This is a genomic window from Halobellus sp. (genome assembly GCF_042218505.1).
GTDB lineage: Archaea > Halobacteriota > Halobacteria > Halobacteriales > Haloferacaceae > Haloquadratum.
The window spans coordinates 65,180-86,188 of the sequence record NZ_JBDGQZ010000016.1; the positions used below are offsets into that span (position 1 = coordinate 65,180).

General features: G+C 62.1%; 18 protein-coding genes. 7 read left to right on the forward strand and 11 right to left on the reverse strand.

Going from position 1 to position 21,009, the window contains the following annotated elements:
- Window positions 1-73: 73 nt before the first annotated feature.
- The 4 genes from ABEI27_RS04735 (at window position 74) to ABEI27_RS04750 (ending at window position 3,619) form a co-directional block, all read left to right on the forward strand.
- On the forward strand, window positions 74-1,093 hold the full coding sequence (locus ABEI27_RS04735) for a zinc-binding alcohol dehydrogenase (RefSeq protein ID WP_375798257.1): 1,020 nt from the start codon (window positions 74-76) through the stop codon (window positions 1,091-1,093).
- A gap of 130 nt (window positions 1,094-1,223) precedes the next feature.
- Window positions 1,224-1,607: a 6-pyruvoyl tetrahydropterin synthase family protein gene (locus ABEI27_RS04740; RefSeq protein ID WP_375798275.1), complete on the forward strand. Its 384-nt coding sequence runs from the start codon at window positions 1,224-1,226 to the stop codon at window positions 1,605-1,607.
- 9 nt (window positions 1,608-1,616) lie between these two features.
- Complete coding sequence (locus ABEI27_RS04745; protein ID WP_375798258.1) at window positions 1,617-2,531, forward strand: SAM-dependent methyltransferase; 915 nt, start codon at window positions 1,617-1,619, stop codon at window positions 2,529-2,531.
- Window positions 2,532-2,587: 56 nt separating this feature from the next.
- Window positions 2,588-3,619, forward strand: coding sequence for a sodium:calcium antiporter (locus tag ABEI27_RS04750; RefSeq protein ID WP_375798259.1), 1,032 nt, complete (start codon window positions 2,588-2,590; stop codon window positions 3,617-3,619).
- A gap of 278 nt (window positions 3,620-3,897) precedes the next feature.
- On the opposite strand, the gene ABEI27_RS04755 is transcribed toward ABEI27_RS04750, so the two are convergent.
- The 4 genes from ABEI27_RS04755 to ABEI27_RS04770 all read right to left on the reverse strand — a co-directional run bounded on the left by ABEI27_RS04755 (window position 3,898) and on the right by ABEI27_RS04770 (window position 8,498).
- A complete protein-coding gene (locus ABEI27_RS04755) occupies window positions 3,898-4,815 on the reverse strand; it encodes a carbohydrate ABC transporter permease (RefSeq protein WP_375798260.1) in 918 nt (305 codons plus the stop codon).
- Complete coding sequence (locus tag ABEI27_RS04760; RefSeq protein ID WP_375798261.1) at window positions 4,816-5,709, reverse strand: carbohydrate ABC transporter permease; 894 nt, start codon at window positions 5,707-5,709, stop codon at window positions 4,816-4,818. It lies immediately after the preceding gene.
- Window positions 5,710-5,789: 80 nt separating this feature from the next.
- The gene (locus ABEI27_RS04765; RefSeq protein ID WP_375798262.1) at window positions 5,790-7,217 is read right to left on the reverse strand and encodes an ABC transporter substrate-binding protein; all 1,428 of its coding nucleotides are present in this window, start codon (window positions 7,215-7,217) and stop codon (window positions 5,790-5,792) included.
- Window positions 7,218-7,328: 111 nt separating this feature from the next.
- Complete coding sequence (locus ABEI27_RS04770; RefSeq protein ID WP_375798263.1) at window positions 7,329-8,498, reverse strand: ABC transporter ATP-binding protein; 1,170 nt, start codon at window positions 8,496-8,498, stop codon at window positions 7,329-7,331.
- Between the two features lie 173 nt (window positions 8,499-8,671).
- Here ABEI27_RS04770 and ABEI27_RS04775 point away from each other — a divergent pair, with 173 nt between their 5' ends.
- Complete coding sequence (locus ABEI27_RS04775) at window positions 8,672-10,258, forward strand: APC family permease (protein WP_375798264.1); 1,587 nt, start codon at window positions 8,672-8,674, stop codon at window positions 10,256-10,258.
- Between the two features lie 85 nt (window positions 10,259-10,343).
- On the opposite strand, the gene ABEI27_RS04780 is transcribed toward ABEI27_RS04775, so the two are convergent.
- The 3 genes from ABEI27_RS04780 to ABEI27_RS04790 all read right to left on the reverse strand — a co-directional run bounded on the left by ABEI27_RS04780 (window position 10,344) and on the right by ABEI27_RS04790 (window position 13,828).
- Window positions 10,344-11,093: a hypothetical protein gene (locus tag ABEI27_RS04780; RefSeq protein WP_375798265.1), complete on the reverse strand. Its 750-nt coding sequence runs from the start codon at window positions 11,091-11,093 to the stop codon at window positions 10,344-10,346.
- Between the two features lie 48 nt (window positions 11,094-11,141).
- Window positions 11,142-12,164, reverse strand: a complete 1,023-nt coding sequence (locus tag ABEI27_RS04785; RefSeq protein WP_375798266.1) for a hypothetical protein — start codon at window positions 12,162-12,164, stop codon at window positions 11,142-11,144.
- A 149-nt stretch (window positions 12,165-12,313) separates the two neighbouring features.
- Entirely contained in the window at window positions 12,314-13,828 is a 1,515-nt protein-coding gene (locus ABEI27_RS04790; RefSeq protein WP_375798267.1) for an aldehyde dehydrogenase family protein, read from the reverse strand.
- Between the two features lie 197 nt (window positions 13,829-14,025).
- On the opposite strand from ABEI27_RS04790, the gene ABEI27_RS04795 reads away from it, so the two are divergent.
- Window positions 14,026-15,225: an iron-containing alcohol dehydrogenase gene (locus tag ABEI27_RS04795; protein ID WP_375798268.1), complete on the forward strand. Its 1,200-nt coding sequence runs from the start codon at window positions 14,026-14,028 to the stop codon at window positions 15,223-15,225.
- Between the two features lie 80 nt (window positions 15,226-15,305).
- On the opposite strand, the gene ABEI27_RS04800 is transcribed toward ABEI27_RS04795, so the two are convergent.
- The 4 genes from ABEI27_RS04800 to ABEI27_RS04815 all read right to left on the reverse strand — a co-directional run bounded on the left by ABEI27_RS04800 (window position 15,306) and on the right by ABEI27_RS04815 (window position 20,302).
- Window positions 15,306-16,100: an IclR family transcriptional regulator gene (locus ABEI27_RS04800; RefSeq protein WP_375798269.1), complete on the reverse strand. Its 795-nt coding sequence runs from the start codon at window positions 16,098-16,100 to the stop codon at window positions 15,306-15,308.
- 765 nt (window positions 16,101-16,865) lie between these two features.
- The gene (locus ABEI27_RS04805) at window positions 16,866-17,810 is read right to left on the reverse strand and encodes a hypothetical protein (protein WP_375798270.1); all 945 of its coding nucleotides are present in this window, start codon (window positions 17,808-17,810) and stop codon (window positions 16,866-16,868) included.
- A gap of 48 nt (window positions 17,811-17,858) precedes the next feature.
- Window positions 17,859-19,469: a hypothetical protein gene (locus tag ABEI27_RS04810; RefSeq protein ID WP_375798271.1), complete on the reverse strand. Its 1,611-nt coding sequence runs from the start codon at window positions 19,467-19,469 to the stop codon at window positions 17,859-17,861.
- On the reverse strand, window positions 19,466-20,302 hold the full coding sequence (locus tag ABEI27_RS04815) for an ABC transporter ATP-binding protein (protein WP_375798272.1): 837 nt from the start codon (window positions 20,300-20,302) through the stop codon (window positions 19,466-19,468). The genes ABEI27_RS04810 and ABEI27_RS04815 overlap by 4 nt, the downstream gene beginning before the upstream one ends.
- A gap of 348 nt (window positions 20,303-20,650) precedes the next feature.
- On the opposite strand from ABEI27_RS04815, the gene ABEI27_RS04820 reads away from it, so the two are divergent.
- Window positions 20,651-20,965 (forward strand): hypothetical protein, encoded by a 315-nt coding sequence (locus ABEI27_RS04820; RefSeq protein WP_375798273.1) that lies wholly within the window; start codon window positions 20,651-20,653, stop codon window positions 20,963-20,965.
- The last annotated feature ends 44 nt before the right edge of the window (window positions 20,966-21,009 follow it).

Consider the following 21,009-nt stretch of genomic DNA (forward strand, 5'->3'; position numbering starts at 1 on the left):
CCATCACGGACTCCCGCCAGTCCGCCCAGGTCAACAACGCTTCCGGGCCGCGCGGATAGACAGTATCCAATCGATGAACAAACAGTCGCTGTACTTCACTGACCCATTCGAGACGACGATCAGGGACTCTGACATTGAACCGGCCGCCGACGAGGTGTGCGTCGAGACGCGCGTCTCCGGCATCAGTGCAGGAACGGAGTTACTCATCTACCGTGGTGAGGCCCCGACGGACCTCCCGGCCGACGAGACGCTCGACACGCTCGACGGCGACCTCTCGTTCCCGCTCCGCTACGGCTACGCGGCCGTCGGCGACGTCGTGGCCGCCGGCGAGGCAGTCGACGACGACTGGCTCGGTCAGACGGTCTTCGCGTTCAACCCCCACGAGACGTGCTTTGCCGTCCCGAAGGACCTGGTGATCCCGGTCCCCGAGGGGGTCGCCCCCGAGGAGATGGCGCTGTTCCCGTCTGTCGAGACGGCCACGTCGCTGGCGCTCGACGGCCGCCCCCGGGTCGGCGAGGACGTCGTCGTGTTCGGTGCGGGCGTCGTCGGCCTCTGTACGATCGGGATCCTCTCGTCGTTCCCACTCGGCCGACTCGTGGTCGTCGAGCCGATCCCCGCACGCCGCGAACGTGCCCGCGAGTTGGGTGCGGACGCCGCCGTTCCACCAGCAGAACTCGACGCCGTTCTCGATGACGCCGATACCGACCGCGACGGCGCAGACCTCGTGTACGAACTTTCGGGGCAGCCGTCGGCGCTCAACGACGCGATCGACGCCGCGGGCTACGATAGCCGGGTCATCGTAGCCTCCTGGTACGGCAAGAAAGCCGCAATGCTCGACCTCGGAACCGACTTCCACCGGGACCGCATCTCGATCGAGTCGAGTCAGGTGAGCACGCTCGCTCCGGAGACGCGCGGCCGGTGGACCAAAGCCCGCCGTGCGGAGACGGCGCTCGACCGTCTCTGCGAACTTGACGTCGAATCGCTCGTCACACATCACGTGAACTTCTCGAATGCATCTGAGGCCTATCGGTTGCTTGACGACCGCGAGGACGGGGTCATCCAGGTGCTCTTGACGTACCCCGACAACGAGTAGTCCCAATGCTGTCATCCACCGTCCACCCAGTCCGTTCGATCACCAACTCAGATCCGGTTACGACCTCCTGATAATGACACACGATCCAACGTCCGACGCCGTTTCGCCCGCGTCCCCGTCCGACGGGGAGATGTATCGCCTGGCCGTACAGCGTGACTTCATCGCCCAGCACTTCCTCACGGTCCCGGATCCGGGTCCGGAGGGCGACGTCCACAGCCACCACTTCACCGTGGAGATCCGATTCTCGGGCCCTGAACTCGGTGAGTACGGGTATCTGGTCGACATCGACGCCGTCGATTCGATTCTCGACGACCTGGAGGCACGCTACCGCGACGGCCTCCTGAACGACCTCCCGGAGTTTGCCGGATTGAACCCCAGCGTCGAACACTTCGCGCGACTGTTCGGTGACCGCGTGGCCGACGCGCTGACCGATCCGACGCCGACGGGGCTGACGGTCCAGATATGGGAAGACGACGTGTCCTGGGCGAGTCATTCCCGCGCACTCTCGGACTGATCCCCTCCGATGAATCACGCGCGGCCCCGGTATCTCGAGTCGAAGCGCTCGATCGACCAGCGGGCGTTCTCGCGTCCGGTCCGCGACCGGTTTTTTGACGAACTCCCGTCTGAGCCACGGATCTTCGAGGCGGGTTGCGGTACGGGTGTCACAGTTCCTCGGCTTCTCTCGTGGGGCGTCGAGGCAGGCCGCTACCGGGGCGTCGATACGGACCCACGAATCATCGCGTTCGCCCGGGCCGTCCGCCCCCAAGAACTCCGGCGTGAGGGGCACGCCACCGGTAACGTGCCGCCCGAAGACGGTGTATCGCCGACTGACGCCGCTCCCGACGAAGACGGGAGGCCAGACTTCACCGCCGCGGACCTCTCGGTCCGCTTCGCGACCGGTGACGCCCTCGCGGCACTCGAATCGTCGTCGACGACCGGCTACGACGCGGTCGTCGCACAGGCGTTCGCCGACCTCGTGGCGCCCTCGCGCCTGGCGTCGGCCGTCGAGTCGTCGCTCCGACCGGGTGGTCTGGCCTACTTTCCGATCACGTTCGATGGGGGCACGCTCTTTCAGCCGGATCACCCGGCCGACGACGCGGTCGAAAAAGCCTATCACACCGCTATCGACGACCGCCCGGGGCACGACCCCCGTGCCGGGCGGCACTTGCTCGATCTGCTCGGTCGTCGCGATGGTGACCTTCTGGCCGCCGGCGGGTCGGACTGGATCGTCCGGCCACGGAACGGGGGGTATCCGGCCGACGAGCGATACTTCCTCTCGCGGATTCTCGGCTTCATCGCAGAAGCTGTTCCGCCCACGTCGGTCGACGTCCCCGACTTCGACGACTGGCTCGCGACGCGCCGCGAGCAGTTGGCTGCGGGGACGCTGACGTACGTCGCTCACCAGTACGACCTGCTCTACCGCTCCGCTACGGAGTAGCGGCCACCCCGAAAACCGGTATGTTCTTTTGTGGCTCTGCGGAAGAGCAGAGCGAAATGCCGCTCTTTGGCCTCCTCGAGCATTCACCCGTCGTGGATGTCGTCGTCATCCTCGTCGCCACCGCGTTCATCTGGCTCGGTAGCGGCTGGCTCGAGACTTCGGCCGAACGGCTCTCGGCGTACTACGGCCTGCCGGCGGTCGTGCAGGGTTCGCTCGTCGTCGCCGTCGGCTCCAGCTTTCCGGAACTTTCGAGCGTCGTCTTCGCCTCGCTGGCGGGCGTCTTCGATATGGGGGTCGGCGCCGTCGTCGGGTCGGCCATCTTCAACATCCTCGTCATTCCGGCGCTCTCGGGGCTCGCCTCCGGTCAGCCACTCGAGACCAATCGGACGCTGGTGTACAAGGAGGCGCAGTTCTATATGATCGCAGTGTCGGTTCTCGTCGTCACCTTCGCGCTGGCGGTCATCTACGTCCCGGTTACCGGGGGGTCGCCGCTCGTCGGCCAACTCACTCGGCCACTCGCGCTGATTCCGCTCGGGCTCTACGGCCTCTACATCTTCATTCAGTGGCAGGACGTCAGCGACCACGACGCCGAGCGGGTCGACGACGGGGTCCCGGTGGTTCGGCGGTGGGTGCTGCTCGCCGCGGGACTGCTCGTCATTCTCGTCGCGGTCGAGCAGTTGGTGGGCAGTGTGGAGGCGCTCTCGCGGACCTTCGGCGTCCCCGACTTCCTCGCGGGCGTCACCGTCCTCGCCGCGGCGACGAGTCTCCCGGACCTGCTCGTGAGCGTCCGCACGGCCCGCGACGGCAGAGCCGTCACCAGCCTCGCGAACGTGCTGGGCTCGAACACCTTCGACCTCCTCGTCGCAATCCCGGTCGGTGTCGTCATCGTCGGGGCCGTCCCCATCGACTTCGCGGTCGCTGTTCCGATGATGGGCGTCCTGACGCTCGCGACGATCCTCCTCTTCGGCGTGCTCCGAACAGACCTCTCGTTGACGAACTCCGAAGCCTACGCGCTGGCCGCCAGTTACGCCCTCTTCGTGGTGTGGGTGATCGCCGAATCGCTGGGGATGACGCAGTTGATAAAGTGATAACAGCTGAAATATCTTATATTTCTGAGTAGTATTAGCATATAATATACTTTCATATCGTGCCTTTTGACAGCATTGACTGCTCGGCTGGCTCATCACGCTTTCAGTGAGTATGAGAGAGGGGCGACGACGTATTTCTGCTAAGCGCCGTCAAAATAATAGAAAGCGACGTTTCGCTATTTGGAAATCGGTTCGGATCTGCGCCGATACGTTCGAGATGGATGTGCGGGATTCGACTTTCAGACGCTGATCAGAAATACTATTTACTCGACTATTATCTACTTCTGTTGCATACTAATTGTTTTCAGTAACGGGTCACGAAGGACGATCATCAGCACCAGCGGGACGAGAAGCGTCAGTATCGCTCCGGCCATAATCACGCCCCACAGGGGCTTTCCGGCCTGCGGCGAGAGTTGTGCGAGCCCCGGCTGGATGACACCTTTCGTCTGCTGGTCGTTGATGATGATGAGCGGCCAGAGGTACTGGTTCCAGCCCCAGATGAACGCGATTGCGAACAGTCCGGCGATCATACTCTTCGACATCGGGATGAGGACGTAGAGCAGAAACCGGATTGGGCCGACTCCGTCAAGTTTAGCCTGTTCGACGAGCGAGTCCGAGATCGATTTGAAATGCTGCCTGAGGAGCAAGATCGACGTCGCACTCGCCATATACGGGAGAATCAGACCCGGGCGCGTGTTGACCAACTTCGGATCTAGGGCGAGCCGATAGAACGAGGTATCCACGACGAGGCTCCAGTTATCACCTGCGACCATTAATTCGTACATCGGGACGATCCGGACCGGGACCGGGAGTGCGAGCGTGAAGAGAATCAACAGCAGGATGAGCCGCTTGAACGGGAGATCGTAGTACACGAGCGCCATCGCGGCGAGGAGCGAGATCCCGACTTTCCCGACGCCAATCGCCAGCGCCATAACAGCGGAGTTGACGAGGTAGGTGTCGAAGTTGTGGACGGTCAGCGCTTCGACGTAGTTACTAAGCCCTTCGGTGCCGACCCCGTCAAGCGACGTTTGCACGATCCGGTACGCGGGTTGCGTGCTCATCACGAGGGCGAAAACGACCGGAAGAGCGAGGATCGTGAGCGAAATCACGAGTCCGAGATGAAGCCGGAACTGGCTCTCGATGCGCTGCTCGAATCGCGTGAGGGCGGGCAACGACGACTGCTGTTCGTCGGCCATCTACGCCCCCCCGTAGTGGGCGAATCTGTCCGACGCCCACAACTGAATGGCGGTCAATCCACCGACGATCACGAACAAGACGAGCGATTTCGCCGACGCCCGACCGATCAACCCGTCGGAGAACGTCGTGTATACGTCGTAAATCAGGATGTTCACGGTGCCACCCGGACCCCCCTGCAACACCTCGATGATCGGATACGGGAGAAAAAACGAGTTGGCAGTGTTGATGATCGCGAGAAACGCGAGGGTCGGCGAGATCATCGGGACGTAGACGTACACCAGTTTGCGCATCGTGCCGACGCCGTCCAACCGCATCGTCTCGTTGATCGTTTCGGGAATGTTCCCAAGCGCCGCAATGATGAAGATGACGTTGTACCCGATGAGTTTCCAGACCCCGCCGGAGACGGCAAACACCCACGCCCACAGGGGGTTGGTGGTGTAGTCCAGATTGAGACTGATCCCGATGAAACCGAGCGCGGCGCGCAGTGCCTCGGTGAATAGTCCGACCGAGGGATTGAATAGCGTCTTCCAGACCGTCGCCGTCACAGCGAACGACAGCGCGTAGGTGAAGATCGCTGCCACCAGGTAGAACGATTGGTAGGTCTCGATCCGGTAAATAAGCAGGCTAACGAGCAGAGCAACGCCCATCGAGATACCGACGACGAGAATCGCGTAGGCGAAACTCGCCCCGACGGCGTACTGGAACTCGGGGTTCGTTGCGAGCGTGGTGAAGTGCTTCCAACCGTACTCGAGGCTTCGCGCCCCGAAGCCGATGGTCTTCTGCCGGCTCAACTGGAACGCCCGCACCAGTGGCCAGTAAAAGAAGGCCCCGACCGCAATCACGGTCGGTAACAGGAGCCCGACAGCCTGCAACCGCTTCTGATAGGCCTCCACGGACGCTCACCTCGTGACGGCCGTTGACTCGGATTCGCACGGCCGCGCGACCCCGCCTCGAATGCGTTCTCTGGCCGACATCAGATGTCCCGTCGCTCGTAGAACTCCAGTTGCTCCTCGGTTTTCGAATCCAGATCCGAGAGCGCCTGATCCACACTCTTCCCCTGCCACATATTGTCGGTTTCGTTGACGACTGCCGTAGCGGTCCGTGGGAGCGTCCCGGAGAACACCCCGCTCGTTGCGGGGCCAGACGACCAGGCCTCCAGTTGGTCGAACGCGGTCTGATACAGTGGGTTCTCCTGCAAGAAGCCCTGCTCTTCGAGACGGCTGATCGAACCGGTGTGAGCCGGGAAGTAGCCCGTGGCCTTGGAGTACAGCGCCTGCTGTTTCGGTCCGGTCATATTCCTGAGGAACTTTCGGATCGCGTCCCGCTCGGCCTCGGTGCGGTTGTCTTTCTTCGATACCCAGACCTGTGCGCCGCCGGCTGCGTGACCGTTGTGTTCTCGACTCGGAGTCGGGAGCCGACCGACACCGATCTCGATCCCCTGATCGCGGAACCCGCCGAGGAGGTAAGCCAGTCCGCCTGTCGAATTCATATGCATCGAGACGTTCCCCTGGCTGAACGCCTTCTCGGAGGCGCCCCAGTTGCTCTTTCCGGGGTAGTGATACAGGTCGCCGAGATCGTTCATCCACCACTGATACAGCGTTCGGGCGGCATCGCTGTCGAAGTACGTCTTCGTGGGTTCGCCCTCCCGCCCGTTTTTCTTGTTGAAGTACACCTGTCCCTGCTCGGCCATCCAACTCATCGGCCACCAGTTCACGTTCGGCCAGGAGATGCCACTGTCAGCGACTCCCTGATCGACGATCTGCTGGGAGTACTGTCGCACCTCCTCGAAGGTTCTCGGCGGTTGTTCGGGGTCGAGGCCGGCCTCCCTGAAGTGATTCTTATTATAGTACAGCAGAATCTGTGAGTTATTGAACGGTAGCGACCAGGTGCTCCCCTCCACCGTCGACCACGCCCGCCCGGCGCCGACGTACTCCGAGAGATTCAGGTCGGGCATCAGGCCTCCGATCGGCGTAAAGAACCCGGTGTCGCGCGCGAGGATGGTAGCGTTCTTTCCCAGGTGGGCGATGTCAGGGGCGTTCCCGGCCTTGGCGGCGGTGAATACCGCACTACGGGACTCGGCGTATGATCCCTGCGCCGACCAGTCGACGGTGATGTCCGGATACTCGCTCTCGAAGTTCGAGATCATCTTCGAGAACGTACTCTCGTAGTAGCCCCCCCACGCCGGCCAGAAGGTGATCGTCGTCCCGCTCTTTTGGGCCGTGCCTGTCGTCGTCCCGCCCATCGTCTCGGTCCCGCCGTCCCCAGTTGTCGTCGTGCTATCGCCCGTCCCGCCGGAGTCGCTCTGTGTACACCCGGCAAACGCCGCGGCAACGGCAACGCCGCCGGCGCGGAGGAAGCTTCGACGCGATACCCTATCACGGAGGTCGGATTGCTGCGACATAGTTGCGTGCTACAGAGATATACTGATAAACGTTGGCAAATATATTATATATGTTATGTCTATTGTCGGTTTCGGGCAATCGACCGCCTTCGTGATCTCTAGACCGTCGTGTCAGTCCGAGTGATCCACCGGAGCAGGCTCTGGTACGCGGGCCGAGTGGTAGCGGATGTCACCGGTCTCGGCGTCGAAGAGGTGGACACGATCCGGGTCGGAGACGAGTGAGACCGTCTCTCCGACCGACACGGAGGCGTGCGCGTCGAGTTGGACTTTGACCTCTCTGTCACCGACCGTCCCGTACACCAACATCGAGTTTCCGAGGGGCTCGGTCGTGTTCACCGTCAGCGAGAGCGGTTCCGCTTGGGTGTCGTCTGTGGTCTCCGCGAGGTGGAGATCCTCTGGGCGGATGCCGAAAATCAGCTCCTCCGGTAGCGAATCCTCGAGGCGGTCCGTCGGCGGGAGATTCATTCGGAACTCACCCGCTCTCGAACTGCTTTCGATGCGGTAGCTCCCCTCTGTCCGCGACACTGACGCCGAGAGGAAATTGATCGTCGGCGATCCGATGAACTCCGCGACGAATTGGTTCTTCGGGAAATCATAGAGGCGCTGTGGCGGATCTACCTGCTGAATCTCCCCGTCGTGCAGGACGACCACTCGGTCGCCGAGGGTCATCGCCTCGGTCTGGTTGTGTGTGACGTAGACCGTCGTGGCTCCGAACTCCTGGTGAAGTTGATCGAGTTCGGCCCGCATCTCGGTCCGGAGTTTGGCGTCGAGGTTCGCCAGCGGCTCGTCGAGTAGCAGCACATCAGGATCGCGGATCAAGGCCCGACCGAGCGCGACGCGCTGTCTTTCGCCGCCGGAGAGTTGCCCGGGCATCCGGTCGAGCAGATCGGAGATCCCGAGTGTGGCCGCGGCCTCGCTGACCCGCTCGTCGATCTCGTCGTCGGGGTAGGACTCGCCGCCGGCGTTGATCCCGAACACCATATTCCGCCGGGCGCTCATATGCGGATACAGCGCGTAGTTCTGGAACACCATCGCGACGTTCCGATCTTTCGGTTCGATATCGTTCATCAGTTCGTCCCCGAAGTAGAGTTCGCCGTCGGTGATGTCTTCGAGTCCGGCGATCATCCGGAGCGTCGTACTCTTGCCACACCCGCTCGGGCCGACGATGACGACGAACTCGCCGGGATCGACCTCGAGATCGATCGCGTTCACAGCGGTGAGGGACCCGTATTGCTTCGTTACCTCCCGCAATGAGAGCGGCGTCTGCGAAGCCGTATCCATACGCCTGGTGTGGCGTGTTGCTAAATATAACCTTTGGGGTAGCTATAGCACCGGGCTTCGTCGATCATCGAATCCCCGCAGACGGTCGTCTTCGCGTTTATTTCACCAGGACTGGATGATCTGACCAGAAAAATTAAGTAAAAATGTGACCATCATTATCACGGGAGCTTGCTATGTCAGAAGAGGATACCCTATTCGTCCGTGAAGCGACGGGACTGGTCAGAGACTGGTCTTCGTTCGATGCAGGAATCTACGCATTCCTGTCAGTGAACATCGTCACCTTGGGCTTCTACATATGGACGTTCAACGCGTTCATTCCGCAAGGAAGCCCGATTTTGGCGACGATCATTTCCATTGTCGCACTTACGCTACAGAACGTAGTGTATGCGACCCTCGTCGCGTCGATGCCGCGTGTCGGCGGCGACTACGTCTGGCAGAGCCGATTGCTCTCCGGATTCTGGGGCTTCCTGCTCTCGTGGCCTGGTTGGGTATTCATCCTCTGGTTGTGGGTGCCGATTTACGGATCGATCCTCTCGTGGCTCGTGCTCGGCCCGGTCTCGGCGCTGTTCGGATTCGTCGAACTGGCGAACTTCTGGAACTCCAGCCTCGGGCTGTTCACTTCGTCGATGATCGTGGTCGCGTTCGCGTTCATCTACGTCAGCCTCGGGATGAAGTGGTACGCCCGGATCCAGCAAACGCTCTTTTATGTGGGCGTGGCCGGCCTGCTCATCTTCGTCGGCGGGCTTCTCACCACGAGTCCCTCGGTGTTCCAGTCGACGTTCAACAGTCAGATGAACACGTGGGGAATGGACCTCACGTACAACGGGATCATCGAAGGGACCTCGGTGAGTTTCGCACCACTGGTGAGCTTCAACTGGGGCGCGACTTACAAACTCTTCCCGATGCTCCTGTTCTGGATAATGTGGACCGTCTGGGGTTCGACCCTGTTCGGTGAGGTTCGCGAGGCCGGCGAGTTCAAGAAGATGTTCGGCGTCTTCGAGGGAGCGCTCATCGCGGCGGGCGCACTCGCGATGCTCCTCTGGCCGCTGTTCGACTCTGCGGTCGGATACACGTTCTACCAGGCGCTGAACTACAACTACTTTGTCGGCTCGGGCGCCCAGCAGTGGCTCTCCTCGCCGACGACGATTGCCGCCATCGCGATGGGTAACGGCGTCTTAGCGAAACTGATGGCGATCCTGATGGGCGGATGGTTCTTCGCGTGGTCCGGCACGGTGTTCCTCTCGTCAACGCGTGTGATCTTCGCGACGGCGTTCGACCGGACGATCCCGGAGGTCTTCGCGGAGGTGAAAGGCCGCTACAACACGCCGATCTACGCCATCCTGCTGATGGTAATCCCCGCGACCATCCTGACGGTGCTCTACTTCTTCGCGCCCGGCTTCCAGACGCTGACGCTGGCGGCGACCTTCGCAATCGCCGTCACGTACCTCGGGACGACGGTTGCGTGTATGCTGTTCCCGTGGCGCCGCCCCGAGTTGTTCTCGAAGAATCCAGTCTCGAAGTACGAAATCGCCGGCGTGCCGCTCGTCTCGATTGTCGCGGGGGTGTACGTCGTGATCCTGCTGTCGGTGTTCTACCTCTGGGGGACTGAGAGCGTCTATGGACTCAATAACACTACGTCGATCGCGTTCCTCGGGGCGCTCTACTTGCTTGCGGCGGTCCTCTACGTCGGAATGAAATACTACCGCGCCCAGGAGGGTGTCGACCTCGACAACCTCCACTCGGAGATCCCGCAGGACTGACTGACGACATATTTCTTTTTTCGCTGTAAAACCGACCGGGACGAGGGGTCCTCGATCGAGAGCACGTAGCAGTTGAGACGCAGAATCAGCCGAGTTCAGGCCGCTTGTACCACTGTTTGTGTTCGCCGACGATCGACCGGAGCTTCCACCGGAGCGACTTCGAGCGGCCGTTAATCGCGGTCCGGAGCGCGCCGATCCGGTCGTGGATCTGTCTCTCGTCGATCGGGAGTTGCTCGTTTTCGATGTACTCCTCTACACGGTCGAGACTGTAAGTCACGGTGCGCCACAGTCCCCAGTCGCTCCCGCAGAGGTCGGCGATGTACTCCGGATCGATTCGCTCCGTGTCGTCGCTCGACTCGACAGGGTGGTCCGTGAGCATTGCGAGGATGTCGCGTACGTCGCGGTCGCTGACCTCGACGATCTGGAGTTTCGAGAGCAGTAGGTCCTCGATAGGGACCGTCGGATAGTCGATGTCGATCCGATCCCGCAGTCCCCAGGCGTGACAGAAGTCGAATCGATCGATGATGTAATCGGCCTTGCGCTCGTTGACCGGATCGAAGAACTCCAGCCGGAAGCGGCGCATCGTGTTGAACCGCTCTTTAGCCTCGTAACCCAGGTCTTTCATCATCGCTCCGACCTCCGCCTCCTCCTCGCGTGTGATGACGAAGTCGACGTCCCGATACCCGCGTTTGAACGGCTCTTCGCGGGCGCTCTCCGAGTGACGGTTGATCGCTGTGCCCCCGATGAGCCGTACGGTAAGCCCGCGGTCGTCTGCGGTTTCGATGACTCGCTCGCCCTCCTTAATCGGGTTCGACAGTGGTTCGGTCTGACTCACGAGGGAATCACCTTGTTATGTCATAGCATCTTGGGATGCTATTTAGTTCTATCCCCTGACCAGACCAACCACGTCGACTCTCGGCTGGAGGTCGACGATGGCGCCTTGGAGCGAGCCCTCGGAGTAGACGCTCCCGGGATTGATCGCATCGGTGTCGCCGATCTTGGTGTGCCCGCGTGACTCGTGGATGTGACCGTGCAGCGATAGCGGTGGCTGGTACTCCTCGATCACGTTCCTGACGGCCTCGCTGCCGACTGGCTCGGTCGACTGCGCGCCGAACTTCGGTCTGAGTTCCTCGTCGAGTTCCGGTGCCTCGTCGAGTTGCGAGTCGTACGGCGGTTCGTGGAAATTGAAGATTGCGCGGTCGTAGTCGTCGATCCCCGAGACCACCCGTTCGAGACGGTCGCGGAGTTGCTCTTCGGGCTCCTCGCGGTCGGTGTCCCAAGGCGTCGGGTGCGTCCAGCCCGTACTGGCCATCTCGTAGCCCTTCCCGATATCGACGATTTCGCCTTCGACGAGGTCGACTTGGTCAGATTCCTGCCATACCTCGTCTATCTCGAAGGGGTCGTCGTTGCCCGGACAGGCGTACACTGGGGTATCGTCGAGGCGCTCGTCGGCGAAGTCGATCCACTCGTGAATCCGCTCTTTCATTTTCGAGAGGAAAATCTCGTTCTGGCGTTCCTCGGCGTCGTCGGCGCTCTGGAGGTGCTCGTACTCCGCTTCGTCCATCACGTACGGGTAGTAACCCGTATTTTTGAGCGACTCGATAAACTCGTCGAGTTCGTCATCGCCATCGATCGTGTGCTCGTCGCCCTGCCGCGTGTAAGTGTACTTGTCCCCCTCGTCGACGATCGGGAAGATCGCTTTCCCGGTGGTGTCGCCGCCGAGGACCAAGACGTCGGCGTCGTAGAAGTCTGCGCTGTTGACGAACTTTCGCCAACAGGCGCTCGATCCGTGGACATCCGTGGCGTAGAACAGTCGCCTCACGTCGGGATCCTTCTCCATCCCTGCCGTCTCGCCGGACGTCGACTCCTGATTGAGCTTCTCTTTGAGCGAGGTGAAGACTCCCATAATTGGTTGTAATCTTTTGATTATAATATAAAAATCTTTGCTAGGTGGTGCACGATCAGCGACCTCAGCCGGGTGAGTTTCCCGGGCGGTCGCCGTGCGTCGATCCGATCAGTGGGCCAGGTCTGCGGGAAGTCGGCCCGCTTGGGGTCTCACAGTTCAGGATCGTCGAGATTCACGTAGACGCTCTTCGTGCGCTGGTAGTGTTCGAGCGCTTCGATGCCCAGATCCTTCCCGAAGCCGGACTGCTTGAATCCGCCGTACGGGGCATCCGGGAGAATCGGGCCATACTCGTTGACGTACACCAGACCGGCGTGCAGGTCGTCGGCCGTCTGATGCACGAGCGACGTGCGTTCGGTTCCGATCCCGGCCGCGAGTCCGTACCGCGTATCGTTAGCCAGTTCGATGGCTTCCTCGTAGTCGGCGAACGTCTGGATGGTCTGGACTGGGCCGAAAATCTCCTCGCTCCCGACCGTCATCTGGTTGGTCACGCTGCCGAAGACGGTTGGTTCGACGTACCAGCCGTCAGCCAGTTCCGGATCGTCCGGCGTCCCACCGCCGCAGAGCAACTCCGCTTCCTGCTTGCCGGTCTCGATGTACTCTGTCACCGTCTCGAACTGGCTCTGTGAGGTCAGCGGGCCCATCGTCGTCTCCTCGTCGAGGGGATCTCCGAGCACGTACGATTCTGCTTTCTCGACGAACCGCTCAGTGAACTCGTCGGCGATCGACTCGTGAACAATTGCTCGGGAGAAGGCATCGCAGATCTCGCCGGTGCTGTAGAAGATCCCGTCTGCGACGGCGTCGACGACCTTCTGTACGTCCGCGTCGGGGAAGACGATGAACGGGGACTTGCCGCCGAGTTCGAGCGTGACCGGGGCGACTCGACCGGCCGCCGCGCGCATCACGCCGCTTCCCACGTCCGTGCTTCCGGTAAATGAGACTTTCCGGACGTCGTCGTGCTCGGCGATCGCCTGGCCCACACTGCTCCCGGACCCCGGAAGCACGTTGAGTACCCCGTCCGGAAGGACCCCCTCTGAGAGTTGCGCCGCGCGAACCGTCGAGAGGGGGGTGTCGCTGGCGGGCTTGAGTACGACCACGTTCCCCGCGGCGAGGGCTGGACCGAGTTTCCAGGCGGCCGCCCAGAGTGGATAGTTCCAGGGGACGATCCCTCCGACGACACCGTAGGGCTCTTGCGTCGTATACAGGTGGAGATTCTTGCCGCCGGGGATCTCACTGCCGCGCTGAGCCCGGCAGACCGAGGCGTAGAACTCCAGGGTGTCGATTGCGCCCTCGACTTCACCACGGGCCTGTGAAATGGGCTTCCCGCAATCCAGACACTCGAGTAGGGTGAGTTCCTCGGTGTGGTCTTTCAGGACCTCGGCCCACTCGAACAGGCGGGCTGAACGGTCGCGCGCATCTGTCGCTTCCCACTCGCGTTCGAACGCCTCCCATGCCGCATCGACGGCGGCGTCGACACTTGCCGAATCACTCTGCGGGACGTCGACAATCGAGCAGCCGATCACCGGGTCCTGAACCCCCCGTTTCGGACCGCCCGTTCGCAGTTCACCATCGATCCACGCGCCGAACTCTGTGTCAGCCATCGCCTCTTGTTGCTTCGACAGGTGTCTCTCGACGACGGTACTGCTGTGGGGGTGCGAACCGCTCATACCGGAATTCGCTAGCAAAGAAATAAAAACCTTCCCACGGTGGTCGCCACCAGACAGCAAATAAGGAGCAACAATTTCCGGCACATTCTCATTTTTACTCTACCTTGGTCGATTTATCCGTGAATGCGACGGAACAGCCACGACCATCTGATGAGTCGTACAGCGACGACAGGTGTACACGCGGGGTGTCCGGGGCGATGACTTTCGGGGAACACACGCTCTCGTTCCCGATCTGGGTCGAGTTCGGGAACGGCAAGCACGAGCGGACCGGCGAAGTGATCGACGCGAAGGGGTGGGAGAACGCGCTGATCGTCACCGATCAGGGGGTCAGAGACGCTGGAATCATCGACGGGGTCGAGTCCTCGCTCGAGGCCGACGGAATCGAATACGAAATCTACGACGACGTCCGCCCCAACCCCACGACCGCGATGGTCAGGGACGCTCTGGAGACACTGAACGCGGGCGGCTTCGATGTCGTCGTCGCAGTCGGCGGCGGCAGCGTCATCGATACGGCGAAGTGTGCGACGCTGCTGAAGACTAACTCCGCGCCGTTGTCCGAGTACGAGGTCAACACGCCCGACGACGTCACCGCGGGCAGTATCGAGAACCACACTCACCCGCTCATCACGATTCCGACGACGGCGGGGACTGGAAGCGAGGTGGACTACTGGGCAGTGATCACTGCCCCGGATCGGGAGTTCAAGATGGCCATCGGCCAACCGCCGCTGTATCCCGACGGCCCACATCTCGGCGCCGACATCTCGCTCGTCGATCCGGAACTGACGGCGTCGCTCCCGCCACGACAGACCGCCGCGACGGGATTCGACGCCTTCTCGCACGCGCTGGAGAATCACGTCGCGGCAGGCGCACCCGAACTGGTCAAGCCGTACACGCGACACGTGATGGGTCTCGTTCCAGAGTACCTTCCGGAAGCATACGAGACGGGTGAGATGGAGGCCCGCGAACAACTCCTGTTCGGGTCACATATGGCGGGGTTCTGCGAGAACTACGCCGGATTCGGGGCGATTCACTCGCTGGCCGAGGTGACCGGCGGGATGTATCCGGAGATCCCGCACGGCGAGGCGATTGCCGCGTTCACACCCTCGGTAATGCGGTACAACCTCGAGGAGTACCCCGCCCGGTACGCAGACGTGGCCGAAGCGATGGGCGTCGACGTGTCCAGTTTCTCGGACACCGAGGCGGCATCCGCGGCCGTCGAGGCCGTCGAGGCCCTCATCGACGAGGTCGATCTCCCGTCGAGGCTCGCAGAACTCGGGGTCGACGAAGGGGACCTCCCGGCAATCGCTGAAAAGTCACTCGACACGATCGAGATTCACGATAACCCACGTGACGCCGACGCCGCAGACCTCCTCGACGTCGCGAGAGACGCCTACTGACCGGCTCTCACTTCCCCGCGATTCCGTTTCGCCCGAGCCCGATGATCCCGTTGCTGACGCCGTCCTTCCCGTCGGTAGAGCTATCTTATGGGTTCGGATTCGAGTTCGGATTCGAGCGATTCCACCACCTCAGAGAGTGCGCGCGGGATCTCCCGGTCGAGGACGGACCCGTCGATCCGATACGTTGGCCCAGACACGCTCAGTGCACCGACGACGCTCCCATCCGGACCGTAGACTGGTTTGCCGATGCTTCGCAGTCCCTCAGTGTAGTACTGGTCGCCGACGGCGTAGCCGCGCTCGTTGATGCGGTCGAGTTCCGCGGACAGTTCTTCGCGGGAGGTGATCGTGTAGTCTGTGAGTTCGGGGAGACCCCACTTCTCGACGACGGCATCGACTTGCTCCGCCGAATACGTCGAGAGGATTGCGAGTCCCGATCCGGTCGCGTGCATCGGGTAATAGGTCCCCATATACGCCCGATACCGCTCGGAATCTTGGTCGGCCTCGTACTTCGCCCACTTGTGATACGACTCCACGATGGTGATCACGCGTCCGTGGTCGTCGACGACGAAGTCGCACTCCTCTTCAGTGCGTTTCGCGAGTTGCCCGACAGCCCCTTTGACTGCCGAGAACCAGTACCACTGCTCGCGGGCGTACTCGCCGTAGTTCAGAAACTTGAATCCGATCCGGTAGGTGTCACCAGACTTCCGGAGGAACCCCGCCTGTTCGAGCGTGACGAGGTGCCTGTGCGCCGTGCTCTTTGCGATGCCGTGTTCGCGAACCACGTCGTGTAGCGTCGCACCGTCCCGGTCACGGATCGTCGAGAGAATGTCCAGTGAGGTAAGAGTGGTCTCGACTGCGAGTTCATCAGTTGACATTACGTGTACCGTTCCGGGGCAACCAATTAACAGTTTTGCTCAATCGAACTATGTGGGGACGGACGGCGTACTGGCCAACAGGCCGCGGGACCCAGTAGCGCGTTGTTCAGTTCGGCCTGCCGAGTTGTCGTAACCAATTGACACGACCGAGAATTCGAGATCAATAAGTAATTAACTTTCACTAGGTTCAATTTGTTTGTTCTGCTCACCCGCGATCTATCCGGCGCATCGCCGCGTTTGCACGGAGACTCGATAGCGTCACTTGCGATAACTGCCGAGATCAGTTCGAGTGAACGAAACTGATAGGTTCGTCGGGATGATTGACTCACACAGATAACAAGAGTACGAATGTTACGGAACCCCGAATATGTACGCCGAGCGATCAGCCACCGGCTATGAGCGCTCTCGCCCGTCGACTGGCGTTCCGAGGTAGAGCAATGCATAGACGGGCAAGCGAACGCCTCTCGGTGAGTATCCCGGCCTCGGCGACCAGCAGCGGATAGCCTATCTCGAAATATTAGCCAGTTTCGACGAGCGAAACTGTCGTGCATCTCCGATAGACACGAATGCACCGTTTTGCTCGCCCGTATTTATATAGGACGTAGTGACTAATTTACTATATGTACTAGTAGTTGTGATAAAAAATGTTATATATTTCTTGATGCCCTGAAAAGTAATTTGAGCGGTTGTGGCAGAAAGAGGGCTCGCCGTGGATATTGCTATATTTGCATCATTTCGATTAATAGTAAATTATCTTATTTTTTACTACGCGGACGTGTCGTTGATGTACACTCCGTACCGATACAGTTTGCCGTCGTACCAGAGTAGTTGCCCCGTCTGCGCCGTCTCGATGTTTCCGAGTTCGAGGGCTTCCAGTACCCCGTCGAAGCCCGACGAGAGGGGCGCAGTCTCGACGTATTGCCCCCGCGAGAGTCCCTGTTCGAGAACCGTCTGCTCGCCCCCAGTGAGATCTGACGGGGCGAGTTCGGCGTCGATTCGCGAGCCGAAGACGACCTCTCTGAACGCTGATCGGCCGTCTGCAACGTCGACGGCGAGCACTGTGTGAGCCGTCTCCAGAATCGACTGGCGGGCCACCTGCACCCGGTAAGCCCACGCATCGCCCTCGGACATCGTCACGATTCGGCCATCCAGAGCCCCCGTCTCGAGTCGACTCTCGAGTTCCGCCGGTCGGCGAAGGACGTACGCGTCGTCACGGAGCAGGTCCGCGCTTCCGGACTCGCCGTTCGTCACGGCGTTCGAGTGCAGGATCTTGACGACCCGCGCGCTCGGTCTGTCGAGGGTGTTAACGCGGAGCGCGTCATCTGGGACGTCCACCTCCGGGATCGACTCGACCCGGACCAGCGGCCGCTCCATCCGTTTTCGCCCGGTGACAACATACTTTATTTGGTAGTACGTCTCGCCGCGTTGGACGTAGGCGTTCTCGGGTAGCGGTTCGTAGCCGTACGTGGTGTGGCGGCCGTCGGGGATGATCGCATCCAGCGCTGTTCGGGCGGGGGTTCCGAAGCGGTCGTCGCCGTCGGGTTCGTACAGGGCGTGTTCGACCGGCGGCGCGTCGACTCGATCGATGTCGAGCGTATACTCCGATTTCGGCTCGCCGGAACCGACCGACGGGACTGACGCACAACCGGCCGTGGCCGTCAGTGAGGCCATCGCGACGAGGTGGAGGACTGACCGTCGGGTGAGGATCATAGGCGAAACGCTCGTCGCCGCAGGGTTAGACCTGTTGGAACCGTGACCTCATTCGAGGTGGTACCGGCGATACCGTCGAACAGCGTATCGGTACGACAGGTACGGGACGCCGGCCGTGAGCGCGAGATACACGACGGCGACCCCCACAACGAGCGGTGACAGACTGAGCCCGCCGGTGATGGCCACCCACGTGCCCAGCAGCGCGATAAGGGTCCCGCCGCCGACAATCGCGAGGAACACGAGCATCACGAGCGTCGAGGGGACGACAGTCTCGGTTCCCCAGAACTCCCGCTCCTCGTAGATCGGGTACGCGGCCCCGAGTCCCAGTCCGAATCCGGCAGCGGCGACCACTGTTCCGATGCCGACGGCCGCGAACGCTGCCGCGCGGAGCGGTTGCGTGCCGAGGACGACCGACGCCGCTGGCAGTGCCACCGCCACTGGCAGTCCGAGTGCGACGCCGGCGAACGCTCGCCCGCGGACGAGCGTTCTGACCTCGGTTCCAGAGAGGAGCAGGAACGGGAGTTGTGGTCGGTCGTCGCCGAGCGGATTCAGGCCGAACGTCGCCCCGGCGAGATAGGTGCCGAGTCCGACGCCGACTCCAGCCAGGAGCGGACCGAGGGCGTCGTCGGCCGACTGAACGACCGTCGTCCCGACCGGACCCAGGAAGAAGACGATCAGAATCAGGTGCGTGAACTCCTGGGGCTTCCGCACTGCGCGGAGAAGATGCCCCCACGCGATCCGGCCGCTCTTCACGAGGCCGAAAGGACGCGGTGCGGCAAATCGCTCCCTGCCCGTCTTCGTCCCCGACGGCTCGGCGGTGGTCGCAGCGTCGGTGAACCACAGCGCGGACGCCTGCCGCGTCGCGGCGACGAACCCGACCGGTGTGAGCGCGATCAGGGCGGCGAGCACGCCCAGTCCGGCGGGAGAGAGCGATTCGACCAGTGGCGTCCCGACGAACGCGAGCGTGGCGTACGACACGAGCGGCTGAAACGAGGCCGTATCGAGGAGTCCGGAGACCTGGATCGACCGCTCAGCAAGCAACCCGCCAGCGATCTGCGACCCGAAGATGAGCACGATGAACCCGCCGATGCCCCCGATCTTGAGCACTCGACGGAAGGCCGGCAGCCGGCGAAACACTCTGAGCAGCCCGATCCCGAACGTGTATCCCCAGACGGCGCTGCAGGCGAAAAGCGGCAGCGCCACGAGGCCGAGCGTTGCGACCACCTCCGGTGCTCCGAGGCCGACCCCGAACGTCGTGACGAGGGCCACGAGCGGAACGCCGAACCAGACCGCCAGCCGGCCCGCCTCAGCGCCAATGAGGCCTAGCACAACCGCCCGCGGGTGGGTCGTTATCAACAGGAGTTCCTCCGCCGGCGGGCGTCCGATGCGCTCTAGCGTCCGGAGCGTCGCAATCCCCACGAGACCGACCGGCAGCAGCGACGTTCCAGCCCCGAGAAACGGAACGGCGTCGAGCGACCCTGCCTGCCGGCCGACCGCGTAGGCCGCCGGCAGGGAGAACAGCAGATACCCGCCGAAGAATAGCACCGAGATCACGATTCCGACGAGGCGACGCCAGTCCCGCCCGTATCCCCGGATGCTTCGGGAGAGTTCGGCGCGAGCGATCCGAAGTCCGTGTCGGAGGTCGCGTCTGGCGCTCATCGTCCGTCGTCCACCGCATCCGACGAGGCCGTCGGGGCCGAGGTTCCCACAGTCGATTCGGTGGTCTCAGCGGCACCGAGGCCTGCCGCGCCATCGCTCGTGACCGCGAGAAACGCGTCTTCGAGGGACCCGCCCTCACCCTCGGCCCGGGCGCGGAGTTCCGCAGGCGTCCCTTCTGCGACGACTCGCCCGTCGAACAGCACGCCGACTTCGTCGGCCACAGACTCGACGACCGGCAGGATGTGCGTCGAGAGGAAGACCGTGGTTCCCCCGTCGGCGAAGGTCGTGATCGACTCCCTGATACGCCGCGCCGCACGGGGATCCAGTCCCGACGTCGGCTCGTCAAGAAAGAGCACGTCGGGGTCGTGGAGGACGGCCTGGACGAACGCCGTCTTCTGTTTCATTCCCTTCGAGTACGCGTCAATGCGCTTGTCGGCGTCATCGCGGAGTTCGAACTCCGAGAGGTAGCGCTCGATGCGCTTTTCAGCGGTCGATGGGGGGATGTCTCTGAGGTCTGCGACGTAATCGAGTTGCTCGCGCGCACTGAACTCCTCGTAGAGCGGCGGCGTCTCCGGGAGATAGCCCACGCGTGGGGCGAGCGCTCGGCGGTCCCGAACGTCGGTCCCGGCGATCTGAACCGATCCGTCGGTCGGCTGGGTCAGCCCGGTCAGGATCCGCATCGTGGTCGTCTTCCCGGCGCCGTTGGGCCCGAGAAAGCCGTACACGGTCCCGGACGGAATCGACAGGGAGACGTCGTCGAGCGCGACGTCCGAGCCGTATGCTTTCCGGAGCTCAGTCGCCTGAATCGCCGCGTCGGGGGTCGTGGAGGGCATCGTTGTTTCGAGTTCGTCCCGTGCGTCCTAACAGTTGTGGCTCTTAGATGCCGGTCACGCTCGTCCGGATACGAACTTCTTCATTGTGAGTTCGCTCATCGGGACTGTCGCCTTCGACGAGTCGGTCACGCCGCGGAAGATCGGGGGGATCTTTTTCAGCGTCTCGAGATCGCGTTGGTCTCGCTGTGAGCGCTGCCGGGTTCACTCGCGCCCGGAATCGATCGGAACGGCTTTGTTGGTCCCCGGTGAGGTCCCTGCTGCGATGGCGCGAATTGGTTCCCCCTCCACGAGTCGCACCGATACCCCGTTCAGCCGTCTACTTGCCGGGCCGCTCCAGGTGGCACCCCAATGACGCTGTATGCCCTCGATGCGATCGACGACGCGGCGGCAGCGGCGCGGGAGTTGCTGTGGCCATTCGACCTCGGTCGGTGGCTCCGACTCGTCGCGATCGTGCTTTTTATTGGCGGGGCCGGCGGGAACGGCGGGCTGGCTCCGATCCAGTTTTCGGGCACCGTCCCGAGCGACATCGAGTCGCTGCCGACGCCGTCAGGGCCTCCTGACATCGCCGTTCCACCGGCGGAGTTCGCCGTGATCGGGGCGGTCGTCGGCGTCTTTACCTTGATCGCACTCGGGTTCCTGCTCGTCGGATCGATTATAGGCTGAACAGGCGCAATACCACGGCCTTCAGGCCGTGGATACGCGCCGTC